This window comes from Microbacterium sp. SZ1, from assembly GCF_002362255.1.
Classification (GTDB): domain Bacteria; phylum Actinomycetota; class Actinomycetes; order Actinomycetales; family Microbacteriaceae; genus Microbacterium.
This window is the reverse complement of sequence record NZ_LPVV01000001.1, coordinates 229,891-245,140: the sequence shown is the minus strand read 5'-3', so window position 1 is coordinate 245,140 and position 15,250 is coordinate 229,891. Positions and strand designations below refer to the sequence as shown.

18 protein-coding genes are annotated in these 15,250 nt (G+C 68.0%); 4 read left to right on the top strand and 14 right to left on the bottom strand.

Going from position 1 to position 15,250, the window contains the following annotated elements:
• Window positions 1–7: 7 nt before the first annotated feature.
• The 10 genes from AUC47_RS01155 to AUC47_RS01110 all read right to left on the bottom strand — a co-directional run bounded on the left by AUC47_RS01155 (window position 8) and on the right by AUC47_RS01110 (window position 5,588).
• Complete coding sequence (locus AUC47_RS01155) at window positions 8–763, bottom strand: amino acid ABC transporter ATP-binding protein (RefSeq protein ID WP_096713393.1); 756 nt, start codon at window positions 761–763, stop codon at window positions 8–10.
• Window positions 760–1,557, bottom strand: coding sequence for an amino acid ABC transporter permease (locus tag AUC47_RS01150; RefSeq protein WP_096713392.1), 798 nt, complete (start codon window positions 1,555–1,557; stop codon window positions 760–762). Before AUC47_RS01150 ends, AUC47_RS01155 begins: the two co-directional genes overlap by 4 nt.
• Before the next feature lie 36 nt (window positions 1,558–1,593).
• Window positions 1,594–2,409, bottom strand: a complete 816-nt coding sequence (locus AUC47_RS01145; protein ID WP_096713391.1) for a basic amino acid ABC transporter substrate-binding protein — start codon at window positions 2,407–2,409, stop codon at window positions 1,594–1,596.
• A 140-nt stretch (window positions 2,410–2,549) separates the two neighbouring features.
• On the bottom strand, window positions 2,550–2,852 hold the full coding sequence (locus AUC47_RS01140; protein WP_096713390.1) for a Dabb family protein: 303 nt from the start codon (window positions 2,850–2,852) through the stop codon (window positions 2,550–2,552).
• Window positions 2,849–3,145: a glutaredoxin family protein gene (locus AUC47_RS01135; RefSeq protein WP_096713389.1), complete on the bottom strand. Its 297-nt coding sequence runs from the start codon at window positions 3,143–3,145 to the stop codon at window positions 2,849–2,851. The genes AUC47_RS01140 and AUC47_RS01135 overlap by 4 nt, the downstream gene beginning before the upstream one ends.
• Window positions 3,142–3,444 (bottom strand): rhodanese-like domain-containing protein, encoded by a 303-nt coding sequence (locus AUC47_RS01130; protein ID WP_096713388.1) that lies wholly within the window; start codon window positions 3,442–3,444, stop codon window positions 3,142–3,144. The genes AUC47_RS01135 and AUC47_RS01130 overlap by 4 nt, the downstream gene beginning before the upstream one ends.
• Before the next feature lie 81 nt (window positions 3,445–3,525).
• On the bottom strand, window positions 3,526–3,624 hold the full coding sequence (locus tag AUC47_RS01125) for a 30S ribosomal protein bS22 (RefSeq protein ID WP_003792170.1): 99 nt from the start codon (window positions 3,622–3,624) through the stop codon (window positions 3,526–3,528).
• A gap of 140 nt (window positions 3,625–3,764) precedes the next feature.
• Window positions 3,765–3,956 carry a helix-turn-helix domain-containing protein gene (locus AUC47_RS01120; protein ID WP_096713387.1) on the bottom strand — a complete coding sequence of 64 codons (192 nt, stop codon included), beginning with the start codon at window positions 3,954–3,956 and terminating at the stop codon, window positions 3,765–3,767.
• 75 nt (window positions 3,957–4,031) lie between these two features.
• Complete coding sequence (locus tag AUC47_RS01115; RefSeq protein WP_096713386.1) at window positions 4,032–4,958, bottom strand: cyclase family protein; 927 nt, start codon at window positions 4,956–4,958, stop codon at window positions 4,032–4,034.
• A gap of 213 nt (window positions 4,959–5,171) precedes the next feature.
• Complete coding sequence (locus AUC47_RS01110; RefSeq protein WP_096713443.1) at window positions 5,172–5,588, bottom strand: ArsR/SmtB family transcription factor; 417 nt, start codon at window positions 5,586–5,588, stop codon at window positions 5,172–5,174.
• Between the two features lie 103 nt (window positions 5,589–5,691).
• Between AUC47_RS01110 and AUC47_RS01105 the strand changes: the two genes are divergently transcribed.
• Together AUC47_RS01105 and AUC47_RS01100 are read left to right on the top strand one after the other, a co-directional pair.
• On the top strand, window positions 5,692–7,122 hold the full coding sequence (locus tag AUC47_RS01105; protein ID WP_096713385.1) for a TrkH family potassium uptake protein: 1,431 nt from the start codon (window positions 5,692–5,694) through the stop codon (window positions 7,120–7,122).
• On the top strand, window positions 7,115–7,786 hold the full coding sequence (locus tag AUC47_RS01100; RefSeq protein WP_096713384.1) for a potassium channel family protein: 672 nt from the start codon (window positions 7,115–7,117) through the stop codon (window positions 7,784–7,786). Before AUC47_RS01105 ends, AUC47_RS01100 begins: the two co-directional genes overlap by 8 nt.
• Before the next feature lie 45 nt (window positions 7,787–7,831).
• Here AUC47_RS01100 and proC read toward each other — a convergent pair whose 3' ends face one another.
• Window positions 7,832–8,671: a pyrroline-5-carboxylate reductase gene (gene proC, locus AUC47_RS01095; RefSeq protein WP_096713383.1), complete on the bottom strand. Its 840-nt coding sequence runs from the start codon at window positions 8,669–8,671 to the stop codon at window positions 7,832–7,834.
• Between the two features lie 60 nt (window positions 8,672–8,731).
• Between proC and AUC47_RS01090 the strand changes: the two genes are divergently transcribed.
• Window positions 8,732–9,703, top strand: coding sequence for a cation diffusion facilitator family transporter (locus AUC47_RS01090; RefSeq protein ID WP_096713382.1), 972 nt, complete (start codon window positions 8,732–8,734; stop codon window positions 9,701–9,703).
• A 30-nt stretch (window positions 9,704–9,733) separates the two neighbouring features.
• Here the strand turns inward: AUC47_RS01090 and tadA are convergent, their stop codons facing one another.
• The gene (gene tadA, locus AUC47_RS01085; protein ID WP_096713381.1) at window positions 9,734–10,189 is read right to left on the bottom strand and encodes a tRNA adenosine(34) deaminase TadA; all 456 of its coding nucleotides are present in this window, start codon (window positions 10,187–10,189) and stop codon (window positions 9,734–9,736) included.
• Between the two features lie 59 nt (window positions 10,190–10,248).
• Here tadA and upp point away from each other — a divergent pair, with 59 nt between their 5' ends.
• Complete coding sequence (upp, locus tag AUC47_RS01080) at window positions 10,249–10,881, top strand: uracil phosphoribosyltransferase (protein WP_096713380.1); 633 nt, start codon at window positions 10,249–10,251, stop codon at window positions 10,879–10,881.
• A 67-nt stretch (window positions 10,882–10,948) separates the two neighbouring features.
• Here upp and AUC47_RS01075 read toward each other — a convergent pair whose 3' ends face one another.
• Both AUC47_RS01075 and AUC47_RS01070 read right to left on the bottom strand, forming a co-directional pair.
• Entirely contained in the window at window positions 10,949–11,737 is a 789-nt protein-coding gene (locus tag AUC47_RS01075) for a GNAT family N-acetyltransferase (protein ID WP_096713379.1), read from the bottom strand.
• Window positions 11,734–15,204 (bottom strand): TM0106 family RecB-like putative nuclease, encoded by a 3,471-nt coding sequence (locus AUC47_RS01070; RefSeq protein WP_096713378.1) that lies wholly within the window; start codon window positions 15,202–15,204, stop codon window positions 11,734–11,736. Before AUC47_RS01070 ends, AUC47_RS01075 begins: the two co-directional genes overlap by 4 nt.
• Window positions 15,205–15,250 lie beyond the last annotated feature (46 nt).

Below are 15,250 nucleotides of genomic sequence, written 5' to 3'. Positions count from 1 at the left end.
ACCGAACTCAGAGCACGCGGGAGAGGAAGTCCTGCGTGCGCGGATGCTGCGGGTTGGCCAGCACCTCGCGAGGGTCGCCCTCTTCGACGATATGACCGCCGTCCATGAAGATCAGGCGCGAACCCACCTCGCGGGCGAAGCCCATCTCATGGGTCACGACGAGCATCGTCATGCCCTCATCGGCGAGCGAGCGCATGACCTGCAGCACTTCGCCGACCAGCTCGGGGTCGAGCGCCGACGTCGGCTCGTCGAACAGCATCATGTCGGGGTTCATGCACAGCGCCCGGGCGATCGCCACACGCTGCTGCTGTCCGCCGGACAGGTGCCCGGGGAAGGCCTTCGCCTTCTCGGCCAGCCCGACCCGGCCGAGCATCTCGTGCGCGATCCGCTCCGAATCCGCCTTGTTGCGCTTCTTCACACGCCGCTGCGCGATCGTCAGGTTGTCGAGCACGCTGAGGTGCGGGAACAGGTTGAAGCTCTGGAACACCATGCCGATGCGGGTGCGCACCCGGTCGATGTCGACGTCGGGGTCGGTGATGTCGATGCCCTCGATGAGCACCTTGCCGTCGGTCGGCTCCTCGAGCAGGTTCACCGAGCGCAGCAGCGTCGACTTGCCCGAGCCCGACGGCCCGATCACGCAGACGACCTCACCGGCCGTGACAGTGAGGTCGATGCCCTTGAGCACCTCGTTGTCGCCGAACGTCTTGACGAGTCCCTGCACGTCGATCGCCGGGGCGTGGACGTCGATCAGATCGGTGGTCATCGGGCCCGTCCCATCCGACGCTCCAGCCACGCGCTGAAGCGCGTGAGCGGGATGGTCACGATCAGGTAGAGGATCGCCGCCATGATCAGCGGGGTTCCGTTCGCGTTCTGGGTCGCGGCATCCCTGGCGAAGTTCGTGAGCTCCTTCGACCAGATGAAAGTACCCGCGACGAAGAGCAGCGAGGTGTCCTTGAGCAGCAGCACGAACTCGTTCGTGAGCGGCGGGATGATGATGCGGAATCCCTGCGGAACCACGATCCAGAAGGTGGTCTTCATCGGCGACATGCCCAGCGAACGGGCCGCCTCCGTCTGCCCCTTCGGCACGGCCTGGATGCCGGCGCGGATCGTCTCGGCCATGTAGGCCGATGCCACCAGGATCAGACCGATCAGTCCGAGGACGACCGGTCCGCCGAGCCGGTTGCCGGGCACACCGAGGGCGATCGGCAGGATGAAGGCGATCGCGAAGATGGTGAGGATCGCGGGCAGACCTCGGAAGAGTTCGATCCACGCGGTCGCGATCCACCGGAACGGTCCGATCTCCGACAGCTTCATGAGCGCCAACAGCACTCCCAGCAGCAGGCCTCCGATGAAGGCCACCGCGGTGAACCAGAGGGTGTTCACGAGCGCCGTGGTGAAGATGCCCGGAAGCATCTTCACCGCGACCGCCGGGTTGAAGAAGAGCTGACTGATCCGCGCCCAGTCCGTGCTGATCGCAGCCCAGACCGCGATGGCGATCAGGACGACGTAGACGGTGTACCGATAGATCTTGCTCTTCGTGGTGCGCCTCAACGCCATTGTCAAGGTCCTCCCGATCCCTTGCCTACCGCCGGGTCAGTTCGCGGTGAAGTAGGTGTCGTAGATCGTCTGGTAGTCACCGCTGTCGCGGAGCTCCTTCAGAGCGCCGTTGACGGCGTCGAGCAGCTCGGCCTTCTCGCCCTTCGCGAAGGCGAAGCCGTAGGACTCGTCGGTGTTGTACTCCTCGACGATCTCGTAGGCGCTGTCGGCCTTCTCGTGCTCGAGGTTTACCGGCTGGTCCTGCAGGATGGCGTCGATCTGCCCGGCCTGCATCGCGGGCCACAGCTCGCCGTCGGAGGGGTACTGCACGATCTGGGCGCCGGTGGCGTTCGCGTTGGCGTAGGCCTCGCCCGTGGTGCCCTGCTGGACGCCGACGTTCTTGCCGCTCAGGTCGTCGATCGACTCGATGCCCGAGTCGGTGCGCACGAGCAGCGACTGCAGCGAGTCGTAGTAGGGGTCGGAGAAGTCGAGGTTCGCCTTGCGGTCGTCGGTGATGGTCATGGCCGACGCGCCCACGTCGCAGGTTCCGGCCGCGAGGGTGGTTCCCGACTGCAGCGCGTCGAAGCCGACGTCCTGGACAGAGAGCTTCAGGTCGAGCTTCTTGGCGATCGCGTCGAGCAGGTCGATGTCGAAGCCGGTGTACCCGGTGCCGTTGTCGCCGCCCTCGAACTCGAACGGCGGGTAGGGGATGTCGGAGCAGACCGTCAGCGTTCCCGCCTCGACGAGACCGTACTCGTTGTCCGCAGCAGAATCGCCGGATCCGGATCCACCTGCGCCGCCTGCGCAGCCCGCGAGGGCGAGGGTGGCGGTCGCCGCGAGAGCGATCCCGGCGATGATGTTGCGACGCTGCATGTCAGCTCCTGAGGGGACGAGGGCCGAATGCCCACGGACGGGTAGGAGAACATCTAAACACGGGCGACACCGCCCGACGGAACCGCGAGGGCTCTCTGCGCATCACGTTTGTGTTGCAAACGGCGCGGATGCCGCGGGCGTCAGATCTCGAAGTCGACGGCGACGCGTCCGGCCACCACGGAACGGACGTAGGCGACGACCTCCTCGTGCGCCGGGTGCACCTGATATTCCTCGAGCGCGGCGATCGAGTCGAAGTCCGCGACCAGGGTGACGTCCCAGTTCGCATCCGGATACGCGACGTTCGCACCGGCCGAGATCGACCGCAGCTGCGGCACGACCCCCTCGAGAGCGAGGAGACGACGCGCGACCTCAGCGGACTGCTCCGCGCGCACCTCGGGGTCTTCGGCGGCGAGCTTCCAGCTCACGACGTGGCGGACCGTCATCGGGTCTCCTTCGCAGGGATCTCGGCGTCTCGGACGAGGGCCGCTTCGAGGGCCTCGCGCAGACGGTCGGCCGACACCCGCCAGTGCGCGTGCAGCTCACCGTCGATGAGGACCACCGGGATCTTCTCCCACCACAGCTCGTACAGCGCGGGATCGTCGGTGATCGACGCCTCGACGATCTCGATGCGCTCCGCCGCGGCATCCGGGAGCTCGGCGACCACCGCGTCGACGATCTCGGACGCGACGTCGCAGAGATGGCAGTCGGGCTTGCCGATGAGCGTGAGCGTGGTCACGCCGACGGCACCTCGACCTCGCGCCCCTGTGCGATCCACTCCCCCGTACCGCCCTCGACGTTGGTCGCGTCGTACCCGCGGGCTTCAAGCGCCTCGACGACGCGCGCGGAGCGGCCACCGGCCTGGCAGATGACGTCGAACGACTCGGCCGGGAGCTCGTCCAGGCGGTTGCCGATCTCGGACATCGGGATGTTGACGGCGCCGGGCACATGCCCTGCGGCGAACTCGTGCGCCTCGCGCACATCGATGAGCGGCGTGCTCTGTCGCTCGGCGAGCTCGGTGACGGTGATCGACTTCATGACTACTCCTCGACGTCAGGCGGAACCGGAGGCAGAGACACAAAGCGCCCGTCCGGAGACAGGCGCTCAGTGTCTGGCCGCTTACTTCTTGTTGCGGCGCTGGTGGCGAGTCTTGCGAAGCAGCTTGCGGTGCTTCTTCTTCGCCATGCGCTTGCGGCGCTTCTTGATGACAGAACCCACGGAAACCTCACTACGTCAGGGGCTGGGCGTCGCATGGTCGCGGACACCCGGGTACGGGCATGGAAAAAAATGCCTCGGAGCAGTCTAGCAAATCGAACGACCTGCTCCGTCACCGGGGCAGGTGGACCGCTGCGCGGCGCTCAGCCGACGTCGGAGATCGGACGCTGCAGCGCGTCGGCGACCGCCGACTCCGGCACGCGGAAACTCCGACCGAAGCGGATGGCAGGCAGCTCCCCAGCGTGCACCATCCGATAAACCGTCATCTTCGACACACGCATCAACTCGGCGACCTCAGCCACCGTAAGGAACCGGACATCTGGCACCTCGGGCATCCCACGTACCCCTTTCTCGATGTGCACACTCTATGGGCTGGCTGGGACGCGTGTAAACCCGTGTGACCTGTGTGATCAGCGATCGTCGCCGACAACGGCCAAGGCCCGCACCGGGAACGTGCCGAATCCGCGCACAGCGGGCGGCGCGGCCGTGAAGCGGGCTCCGCGTGCCGGCACCTCGGCGAGGTCGGTGAGGTGCTCGACCACGTGCACGCCCGCGGCCAGCAGGATGCTGTGCGCCGGCCGCTCCCCTCCGTTCTCGGTGTCATCGATGTTGAGCGAGTCGATGCCGACGAGGACAGCACCCGCCTCGACGAGATGACGCGCGCCGCCCTCGGTGAGGAAGGGTGCACCGCGGCCGTAGGCCGGCGTCCCGAAGTGTCGACTCCATCCCGTGTCCAGCAGCACCGCGGCCCCCGCGAGGTCGCGATCCGCGAGAGCGGTCGCGTCGACGCCGCGCCGCTCCGGCGTCCAGGCGTCGTGCAGGTGGAAGACCTCAGCCGGCAGATCCACGAGCGTCTCGAGCTCGAGCGCCGCGAGATCTCCGCCGTCCGCATATCGGTGGAACGGCGCGTCCAGATACGTACCGGTGTTGCCGATCATGGTGATGATGTCCATCGCGAACTCGGTGCCCTCGGCGTACTTGTTCCGCGAATCCTCACGGGTGAGGTGGGGGGTGATCACGGGTGCGGGCAACCCGGGGTACGTCACGAGTCCGGCTTCGATCCGGTGGCTCAGGTCGATGATCCGGCGTTCCGTCGTCGGCGCCGTCTCGACGCCCCTCGAGCCGCGATGGGGTTCTTCGACGATCCGCAGGTCTCGCAGCTCGACGTCCCGAACGAGCGCCAGTCCGAGATGGCGCACGAGCAGCGTTGCGATCTCCGAGTCGCCGAGGTGGGCCGAGGGGAGGTCGAGGCGGAAGCCCTCCCCTGCCAGTCCCCCTCCGTTGGCGAACGAGAGGGAGAAGTCGAAGTGGGCCCGGTACTCGGCAGGTCGCGTCATCTCCACATCATGGCAAACGTGACTTGCGGCGGCGCAGCATCCGGCCATCCCAGGAGAGACATAGCGGCCGTCCCGGAACCGTTCAGGCGCGCCTGAGACGCTGAGGGAACGGCTCGGACAGGCACCTTTCCGGCCCACGCGGGTATGGGGCCCGCGGCCCCGCCCCCGGCGACAAGCCCCCCGTGTCGTCGGGGGCGGAGTGCGTCCGGCGGGTCAGTTCCCGAAGCGCTTCAGAGCCGACGTGACGACGTGCTTCGCGGATGCCGCGGCGCGGCCGACCACCTCTGCGGCGTGCGCGGCTCCGTCCGGCAGCGGCTGACCAGGGTAGTCGATGTCCGGGGCGTCATCGCCGTAGGCGTCGACGAGGAACGGCACCAGCCAGTCGTCGACGGCCTCGAGCGGCTCGACGGCGAGGCTGTAGAAACGACGCTGACCGTCTTCGCGCACGCTGACCAGCTCCGCCTCACGAAGCACCTTCAGGTGCTTCGACACCGTCGGCTGACTGATGCCGAGGTCGGCGACGATGTGGCTGACGCTCGTGCCGGCATCCCCTTCGGAAGTGCGTCGCAGGAGGAGCTGGAGGATGTCGCGCCTCGTGCCGTCTGCGATCACGTCGAAGATGTCGGTCATGTGATCAGGGTAGTCGTCCCCGGCACGGAGTACCATGACGAAGGCTCGGCGATCACCGTCGTGCCGCCGCCGCTGGGTGGGGAGACAGACGAAGGGGGACGCGATGTCGGGCATCGTGTCGGCGTCGTCCCCCGGCCATCGCCTCAAGACCGCCGCTTCCTGGGGCAAGCACATCATCACGTCGTCGCCGTCGCGGTTCGCGATCGTGATCTTCGCCCTCCTGATCCTCGTCTTCACTGTCCTGCTGTCGCTGCCGATCTCATCGGCGTCACGAACCGTCACACCGCTCGCCGACGCGCTGTTCACGGCGGTGTCGACCATCTGCGTCACGGGACTCGCGACGGTCGACATGGCCAACCACTGGTCCCCGTTCGGACACGTCGTCATCTTCATCGGAGTGAACATCGGCGCGCTGGGCGTGCTGACCCTCGCCTCACTCATGGGCATGCTCATCTCGAAGCGGCTGGGACTTCGAGCCAAGCTTCTCGCTGCGGGGGACACGAATCCTCTGCGCGCACACGGCGGGGTGGTCAACGAGAGCCAGACCGTTCGTCTCGGCGAGGTCGGCCAGCTGCTGACGACGGTCGCGGTGTCGGCTCTCATCATCGAGGGCGCGCTCGCGATTCTCCTCTACCCGGCGCTGGTGATGGCGGGTGTCGATCCGATCGCGGCCCTGTGGGAGGCGCCGTACTTCTCGGCGATGGCGTTCACGAACACGGGATTCGCCCCGAACGACGGCGGTGTCGCGGTGTTCGCCGACGACTACCTCGTACTCACGCTGCTCATGGTCGGAGTCTTCCTCGGCAGCATCGGATTCCCCGTGATCTATACGCTGGCCAAGCATGTGTGGCACGTGCAGAAGTGGTCGCTGCACACCAAGCTCACCCTCGTCACGACCGTGCTCCTCTTCATCCTCGGCGCGGCCGTCTTCCTGGTGCTGGAGTACAACAACCCCAAGACGTTCGGATCGATGGATGCCGTCGACACGACGTTCCAGGCCTTCTTCCTGTCAGCCATGACGCGCTCCGGGGGATTCAACGTCATCGAGATGGACGATCTCAACGGCTCCTCCCTGCTGGCTGCGAGCATGCTCATGTTCGTCGGCGGCGGCTCGGCATCCACCGCCGGCGGCATCAAGGTGACCACCCTCGCCGTGCTCGCCATCGCCGTGTGGTCGGAGGCGAAGGGCCGTCAGTCGGTCGAGGCGTTCGGCCGCCGCATCCCGAGCGACGTGCAGCGCGTCGCGCTCAGCGTCGTCGCGTGGGGTGCCACCATCGTGGCGCTGTCGACGATCGTGATCGCGCAGATCACGAAAGCCGACATCAGCCATGTCCTGTTCGACGTGATCTCGGCCTTCGGCACGGTGGGCCTGTCGACGGGACTCACCGCCGACCTTCCCGACTCCGCGAGCTACGTGATGGCTGCCACCATCTTCATGGGGCGCGTTGGTACAGTGACTCTCGCCGCGGCCGTCGCCGCGACATCGCGAACGCAGTACTACTCACTGCCCGTGGAAAGGCCGATCGTTGGTTGAAGTCCTCCGGGGCGACGCTCCCGTCCTCGTCATCGGTCTCGGCCGGTTCGGCGCCGCGTGCGCAGGCGAGCTCGACCGCCTCGATCGCGAGGTGCTCGCGATCGACGGCAACCTCGAGCTCGTGCAGAAGTGGTCCGACCGCGTCACCCACACGGTGCAGGCCGACGCGAAGAACATCGACGCCCTGCGTCAGATCGGCGCGCAGGACTTCCAGGTCGCCGTCGTCGCGGTCGGCTCGTCCATCGAGGCATCCGTCCTCATCACCGCCAACCTCGTCGACCTGAAGGTGCCGCAGATCTGGGCGAAGGCGGTCTCGCAGTCGCACGGCAAGATCCTCGCCCGTGTCGGCGCCAACCACGTCATCTACCCGGAGCGGGAGGCCGGCGAGCGCGTGGCGCACCTCGTCAGCGGGCGGATGCTCGACTTCATCCGCTTCGACGACGACTTCGTGCTGGCGAAGATGTATCCGCCCAAGTTCATTCGCGGCATCGGCCTGAACGAGTCGGGCGTGCGCAGCAAGTACAGGGTGACGGTCGTCGGGGTGAAGAGCCCCGGCAAGCCCTTCCGCTACGCGGAGGCCAACACGATCGTGACCAACCATGACCTCATCATCGTGTCGGGCACGAACAGCGACATCGAGCGCTTCGCGGCCCTCGACCGCTGAGATCCGACCGCTCCCTCACGCGGGTGCGGCCCACGGGCGCGGTGTTCACGCGCCTGCCGCGAGCTCCTTCGCTCTGGCGAGTGCTGCTGCCGCCGCCTCCGCGAACGTGCGATCCAGGCGCGCGTCCTGCAGCACCGCGACGGCCCGCTCCGTCGTGCCCTTCGGACTCGTGACGCGCCGCCGGAGCTCCGCAGGCTCCTCCCCCGATGCGTCGAGCAGCGCGGTCGCGCCGATGAACGTCTGCTCGGCCATGAGCCGCGCATCGGCCCGGTCGAATCCCATGCCCTCGGCGGCCTTCGTGAGCTCTTCGATGAGCAGGAAGACGTAGGCCGGCCCCGAGCCCGAGATCGTCGAGAGCGCATCGATCTGCGCCTCCGGCACCTCGATCACCGCTCCGACGGTCCCGAACAGGCGGCGCACGAGGGCGAGGTCATCGGCGGAGGCACCGCCGCCGGCTGCGAGACCCGTGACCGCCTTCCCCACGGTGGCCGGCGTGTTCGGCATCGACCGGACGATGCGGGCGTCGGTGCCCAGGATGTCGGCGAACGTCGCGAGGGTGACTCCCGCGGCGAGGCTCACGACGATGGTGTCGTCGCCGAGGGAAGGAGCGATCTCGCGGAGCAGGTCGGGGACCATGGCCGGCTTGACCCCGATGAGCACGATGCGCGCATCGGAGACCGCTGCGGCGTTGCCGTCCGACTGCTCGGAGAGGGCGATGCTGGTGACACCATCGAGGTCGGCGAGGGCCGCGGCCTTCTCTGGGGAGCGGTTGGTGGCGGTGATGCCACCGTCGACGCGGATGCCGGAGGCGACCACTCCGCGGAGGATGGCTCCCCCCATCGATCCGGCACCGACGAACGCGAGAGAGGGGAGAGAGTCAGCCATGTCGTCATCCTACGGCGGGCTCACCAGGCATCCTGCGACCTGCGGTTCTAGACTCGCACCATGAGTGCTTCCGGCGGCAGCAAGGCGATCATCGCGGCGTTCCTGGCGAACCTGGGCATCGCCCTGGCGAAGTTCCTCGCGTGGGCGCTGTCGGGGTCGGCATCCATGCTCGCCGAGGCCATCCACTCCGTCGCCGACTCCGGCAATCAGCTGCTCCTGATGCTCGGCGGACGCAAGGCGAAGCGCGAGGCCGACCGCGCCCACCCGTTCGGGTACGGTCGCGAGCGCTACGTCTACGCGTTCGTCGTGTCGATCATCCTCTTCTCCGTCGGCGGTCTGTTCGCGATCTACGAGGGTGTCGAGAAGCTCACTCACCCGCATGAGCTCGACCAGACCTGGTGGTGGCTCCCGATCGTGGTGCTGCTGATCGCGATCGGGCTCGAGTCGTTCTCCTTGCGCACTGCCGTCAAGGAGAGCAATCTCGTCCGCGAGAAGGGCCAGTCGTGGGCGTCATTCGTGCGCCGTGCGAAGGCTCCCGAGCTCCCGGTCGTGCTGCTGGAGGACGTCGGGGCGCTCACGGGTCTGACATTCGCGCTGCTCGGCGTGGGCCTCACCGTGATCACCGGCAACCCGCTGTTCGACGCGCTGGGCACCGTCATGATCGGCGTGCTGCTGGTGCTGATCGCGATTGTGCTGGGGGTGGAGACCAAGAGCCTGTTGGTCGGTGAGGGCGCGACGTCGGCCGACCACGATCGCATCGTCGACGCGATCAACGCGGGCGACGAGATCGAGAAGATCATCCACATGAAGACCCTGTATCTGGGTCCGGACGAGTTGATGGTGGCCGTGAAGATCGCCCTCAGCGCCGACAAGCCCCTCCGCGAGGCAGCCGACGACATCGACGTGATCGAGGCCCGCATCCGCGAGGCGGTCCCGATCGCCCGGGTCATCTACATCGAACCCGACGTGTACCGCCCGTCGCTCGACCCGGAGCCGTCGACCGACGTCTTCGTCCTGAAGTCCTCGGATTGACTGTGGCGCGTAGGCGCTGATCGATCCCGGTCAGCGCCGCTGCTCGAAGAAGTCTCGGAGCAGTGCCGTCGCGGCATCCGCCTGGACTCCCGCGACGACCTCGGCACGGTAGGGCAGTCGCCGATCGCGCAGCACGTCGTACATGGACCCCGCCGCGCCGGCCTTGTCGTCCCACGCGCCGAACACGACGCGCGCGATGCGCGCCTGCAGGATCGCGCCCGCGCACATCACACACGGCTCGAGGGTGACCACCAGGGTGTGACCCTGCAGATTCCAAGAGCCGACGGATGCCGCAGCGCGCCGCAGCGCCTCGATCTCGGCGTGTCCGGTCGGGTCGTGGGTCTCTTCGCGGGTGTTGCGTCCCTCGGCGATGATGCGTCCGTTCGAGTCGAGGACGACTGCGCCGACCGGGATCTCATCGGCTCGTGCAGCCTCGCCGGCGAGCTGGAGTGCGCGGTGCATCGCTGTCGTGTCGGCGGGCGTCATGCCCCGAGCCTATGCCGTTCGATGTCGTGTGCGGGGCCGCGGCGCATTAGCCTGTATCCATGCGTGTCCACGTCGCCGACCACCCTCTCGTCACCCACAAGCTCTCGGTGCTGCGCGACCATCGCACCCCGTCGCCGGTGTTCCGTCAGCTCACCGAGGAGCTCGTGACGCTTCTCGCGTACGAGGCGACCCGCAGCGTCAAGGTCAGCCCGATCGAGATCACGACCCCCGTCACCAAGACCATGGGCGTGAAGATCTCGGAGCCCCGCCCCATCGTCGTCCCGATCCTGCGCGCCGGTCTCGGAATGCTCGAAGGCCTCGTCAAGCTGCTGCCGACCGCAGAGGTCGGCTTCCTCGGGATGGTGCGTGACGAGCAGACGTTCGAGCCCACGACCTACGCCGAACGCCTCCCCGAGGACCTCAGCGACCGTCAGTGCTTCGCGATCGACCCGATGCTCGCCACCGGCGGCTCGCTCGCCGCCGCGATCCAATTCCTGTTCGACCGCGGGGCCAAGGACGTCACGGCGATCTGCCTGCTCGGCACCCCCGAGGGTGTCGCTGCGATCGAGGAGATGGCCGGCGATCGCGACGTCACGCTCGTGCTCGGCGCCCTCGACGAACGGCTGAACGAGAAGGGCTACATCGTTCCCGGCCTCGGCGACGCCGGAGACCGCCTGTACGGCACGGTCTGAGCCGGCCTCGGCCTGCCGCCGCGTTCTGAGCCGGTCCCGGCCTGCCGCCCCGGTCTGAGCCACACCCTCACACGGTCAGGCGGTATGCCCGCTCGTCGCCGTAGTGCACGAATCCCGCACGACGGAGGATCGGAGCCGACGTCGAGACGCGGCCCTTCACGAGCGCCGTGACCGCGCCTCTCTCGGCGCTCGCGCGAAGGCGTTCGGCGAGGACTGCTCGATACGCCCCGCGTCCGCGTGCATGCTCCAGCGTCGCAGCACCCCAGAGCCGGGCGAAACCGTCGACGATGGTGCAGCCGCCGGTGCTGACGGGGCGGCCATCGATCCGTGCCAGCACGCGGAGAGCTTCTCCGGCCTCGAGCGCGGCTGTGATCTCGGCGAGCTCGGCGCGCAATCCGTCGTTGTCGAGTGCGCTCTGCTCCCACACCGGCACGTTCACGCTGTCGACGTCGCGCACCTGGTCGAGGGTGCGCACGATCTCCGCAGTGACCCCCGGCGGCACCTCTATGGCGGGGCCGTCGACCGCGCGTGCGAAGACGGCGACCGTGTCGATATGGTCGGCTCCCCGACGCCGGAGTTCGTCCTCGAGGTCGGGCGAATCAGAGGCGTTGGTCCAGAAGGTGAAGACGGTCTCGCCCCACGACTTCGTCCGCTCAAGCGCGTCGTCGATCACCGTACCCGGGTCGGACCGCGAGTCGACCTGCGATCCGCGGACGCCACCGCCGAATCTCGCCGGGTAGCGCACCAGCTGCAGGTGGGTCTTCTCCTGCTCGCTGTCACGCGGGAACCACGCCCACGCTGCGGAGGCCCGCAGGATCTGTTCGGTTGTGTGCTCGGTCGGCGCTGCGTGGCTCATTCGGCAGCTCCCACGAGGCGCGCGAACGCGCTCAAACGAGCGACGCCCTCCGGTGTGCGCGGGAGGTCGTCGAGAAGCGCCGGCGAATGGATCAGGTATGCCGCGACCTGAGCCCGGGAGATGGCGACGTTCAGACGATTCTGCATGAGCAGGAATTCCGGTCCGCGCGGAGCATCCTTGCCGCTCGACGCCGCGAGGGACGTGATCGAGACGACCGCTTCCTTGCCCTGGAAGTTGTCGACCGTGCCGACGGGCACGTCGGGGAACCCCGCCGTGGCGAGAGCGTCGTGCACGAGCTGTCGCTGTGCGTTGTACGGCGTGACGACGATGATGTCGCTCTGTCCGAGCGGACGAGTCCGGGTCGCGGCGGTGTGATCGGTGACGGTGCGACCGAGCAGGTCGCTGACCAGCGCCACCACCTCGGCGGCTTCCTCGGGCGACTGCGTGGCGTTGCCGCGATGACGCAGCGGAACCACATGCAGCCCGGGATCGATGCCCTCGATCCCGCGCTTCTCCGTGCCCGGCGCCGACGCCAGGCGTCCGGCGTAGGCGAGGCGTGAGACGGGAGCCGCGACGAATGGGTGCATGCGCCACGAGCGTTCGAGGAAGTATCCGAACTCCGGCCGCACGACCTCGTCACCGTCCATGACCCAGCCGAGCGCCGACGTGTCGACGGGCTCCGGGTGCGCGCCCTGGCTGACCTGCGGCAGCTGCTGCGGGTCTCCCAGGAGCAGCAGGTTCTTCGCGCCTGCTGCGACCGCGATCGTCGACGCGAGCGAGAACTGACCTGCCTCGTCGACGACGAGGAGGTCGAGGCCGTGGCGCTCGACCCTGGTGGTGTTGCTGAAGTCCCAGGCCGTGCCGCCGACGACGACGCCTCGGCCCTCGTTCTCGGCGAGGAACGATGCCATGCCGGTCTTCGGGATCACCGTGTACCCGGGCTCGGCCGCTGAATCCTTCGGGGCCTTCCCCACCTGTCCAGACGGCACCCCGTCGGCGACGACGCGTTCGAGCAGGTTCTCGATGATCGAGTGCGACTGAGCCACGACGCCGATGCGGTAGCCGTGTTCGTTCACGAGCCGCGCTATGACCTGCGATCCCGTGTACGTCTTGCCGGTGCCCGGAGGGCCTTGCACGGCGAGGTAGCTGTCGTCGAGGTCGAGGACGGCCCGCACGATCGCCCCGACCGCGTCATCGCCCTGCGCGGGAAGGCTTCGTCCGGAGCGCGTCCGCGGCGGGATGCGGCGCAGCACATCGGTGGCGGCGTCATGCGGGTAGCCGGGAGCGGCGGCATGCACGGCATCCGCCCACTCGTCGATCGCGCCCTGCAGCGAAACGACTCGCGGCGGGGAGGCAGGGGTCAGCGCGAGCGGCAGCTCGTCCCAGGTCTGCCCCTGGATCGCCGACTCCGTGATGAGGTAGCCGTCGTCCAGCACATCGATGATCGTCACCGTATGCGGCACGTGCACCGCGCGCGACGGCACCTCGAGGTCGAACGGCGCCGGCACCTCGTAGAGCGCGAACGGTTGGCCGCCTGTACCGAGCGTCGTTCCCGGCGACACCTCACCACGGATCTCGATGTCGCGTGACATCACACGACGCCCCTCCCCGACGCTCCACTCGCGAACCACACGGGAGGCGAGGCGGTCGACGCGGACCACGTCGCGTGTGCCGTCCCACATCGTGACGGGCTCACGCAGCCGCTGGAAGTGCGAGACCCAGAAGCTCTTGGCCTCCCTGGGGAAGTAGTCGATCGCCGCGGCCGCGATGCGGTGCACCTGGCCGTCGCCACCCGCGGCCGCGGCTTGCTCGGCATCGGTGAGCAGCGCGACGGAGCGCGGCGACGGCTCGTAGATCACCTCGTCCGCCTCGTCGGGCGGGGCCGGATTCACACCCTCGCGGCGCGCGATCTCGATCAGCCAGTCGCGGAGGCGCCTGGTCGAGACGCAGTCGTACCGGTTGTAGTCGGCGAGGTCGGCGAGAACGGCATCCGCCTCCGCCTGCTCCCCCGCCGCGACGAGCTCGCGGGCGGCGACGTACTGCACGATCGAGTCATCGCCCTTCTGCACATCGCTCGTGCGCACATCCTCGCCCATGTAGAGCGGCTCGAGCTTCTTGATCGAATACGAGCGCGACCCGACGCGTACCGTCCGCAGCACGAGCGGGTAGAGATCGACGAACACGCCCTCGCGCAGGAGCCTGTCGACCTCGGCCTCACGCACGCCGTAGCGGGCCGCCATCGCGATGAGGTGCGAGGTCTCATAGGGGGCGTAGTGGTAGATGTGCATGTCGGGGTGGGTGGTGCGGCGGAGCTTCACGAAATCGAGGAACTGCTCGAAGGCCCGCTTCTCGGCCGCGAAGTCGTGCGCCCACAGCGCGGAGTACTGGTCGTGGTTGTCCACCCAGCCGAACAGGTAGTCGAGTCCCCAGTGCGGCCGACCGTCGAGTGCCGGCTCGGTGTACAGCGGATCGCCCTCGAAGTCGAAGAAGATGTCGCCGTGGCTCGGCACCGGCAGCGTGTGTATCGCAGCGGCGTAGTGCACGTCGTAGGCGGCTGCGCCCTCGGCATCCGCTCGCAACTGCACGCGCGCTTGCGAGCGCAGGGTCTCGAACGTATCGACGTTCATGGCCTCGGGCGCAGCCGTCACCGCGGCGAGCGCGTCGATCGTCTCGATACCGGCCGCGCGCAGACGGGCCCGCTGGACCGGCCTCATCCTCGCGACCATCAGCAGGTCGCGGTGGGCGATGACCTGCTCTTCGCAACTCGCACAGCGGCCGCACGCGACGACGTCGAGGTCTCCGCGGTCGTCTCCCCAGGCGAGCGCTGCCTCGGGGCTCGGATCGTCGATGCGACGATCGGCGATGAGCGAGCGGAGCCGCGCACGGCGCACCTGGAACAGGGGCAGCAGGTCGTCGACGCGATGCGTGCTGACGGTGCCGTCGCCGAGGATCAGGTCGACCTCGTCGGAGCGGGGTACCCCCAGTCGATCGAGCTGATCGACGTATGCCGCCAGTTGCATGAGTGCCGTGACCCGCGCGGTGCGGGCGAGCTTCGAGTCCTGCACCCGCCAGCGGCCGTCGTCGTCGCGCTTCAGGAAGTCGGCGAACCCCACGAACTCGTCGGTCGAGAACGCCGCCTGGAAAACGACGAGGGCGTCGGAATCGAGAGCCGCGATCGTCTCGGTGACGGCGGCGGAGAGAGCATCGGCATCGACCGACGACACCTTCTCGACCTGGTGCACGCGCTCCTCTCCGAGCTCCGCGATGTACCGCTCGAGCACGTTCTGCTCATGCACGTCGCCGAGGCGGGCAGCGCGGGCCAGAGTGGCGTCTTCCGGCTCATCGACCGCGGGTACGCGCCCGAGCTTCGCGTCGATCGCGCGACACCAGGCGAACTCGCACTCGGCAGCCGCTTTGAGATCGCTCGCGCTCCAGATGACGCGTTGCGCCAGGGTGTCGATCCGCACGTTTCTCCCGTTCCTTCGGATGCTTCGACCCTAGCCGCGGCATCCG

Bases quoted from the DNA above. Each gene is read 5' to 3' on its own strand.
- AUC47_RS01090 (WP_096713382.1), top strand. From the start codon at position 8,732: ATGAGTGCTTCCGGCGGCAGCAAGGCGATCATCGCGGCGTTCCTGGCG.
- AUC47_RS01155 (WP_096713393.1), bottom strand. From the start codon at position 763: ATGACCACCGATCTGATCGACGTCCACGCCCCGGCGATCGACGTGCAG.
- AUC47_RS01120 (WP_096713387.1), bottom strand. From the start codon at position 3,956: ATGCCCGAGGTGCCAGATGTCCGGTTCCTTACGGTGGCTGAGGTCGCC.
- AUC47_RS01105 (WP_096713385.1), top strand. From the start codon at position 5,692: ATGTCGGGCATCGTGTCGGCGTCGTCCCCCGGCCATCGCCTCAAGACC.
- AUC47_RS01130 (WP_096713388.1), bottom strand. From the start codon at position 3,444: ATGAAGTCGATCACCGTCACCGAGCTCGCCGAGCGACAGAGCACGCCG.
- tadA (WP_096713381.1), bottom strand. From the start codon at position 10,189: ATGACGCCCGCCGACACGACAGCGATGCACCGCGCACTCCAGCTCGCC.
- proC (WP_096713383.1), bottom strand. From the start codon at position 8,671: ATGGCTGACTCTCTCCCCTCTCTCGCGTTCGTCGGTGCCGGATCGATG.
- AUC47_RS01115 (WP_096713386.1), bottom strand. From the start codon at position 4,958: ATGACGCGACCTGCCGAGTACCGGGCCCACTTCGACTTCTCCCTCTCG.
- AUC47_RS01145 (WP_096713391.1), bottom strand. From the start codon at position 2,409: ATGCAGCGTCGCAACATCATCGCCGGGATCGCTCTCGCGGCGACCGCC.
- upp (WP_096713380.1), top strand. From the start codon at position 10,249: ATGCGTGTCCACGTCGCCGACCACCCTCTCGTCACCCACAAGCTCTCG.
- AUC47_RS01110 (WP_096713443.1), bottom strand. From the start codon at position 5,588: ATGACCGACATCTTCGACGTGATCGCAGACGGCACGAGGCGCGACATC.
- AUC47_RS01140 (WP_096713390.1), bottom strand. From the start codon at position 2,852: ATGACGGTCCGCCACGTCGTGAGCTGGAAGCTCGCCGCCGAAGACCCC.
- AUC47_RS01075 (WP_096713379.1), bottom strand. From the start codon at position 11,737: ATGAGCCACGCAGCGCCGACCGAGCACACAACCGAACAGATCCTGCGG.
- AUC47_RS01150 (WP_096713392.1), bottom strand. From the start codon at position 1,557: ATGGCGTTGAGGCGCACCACGAAGAGCAAGATCTATCGGTACACCGTC.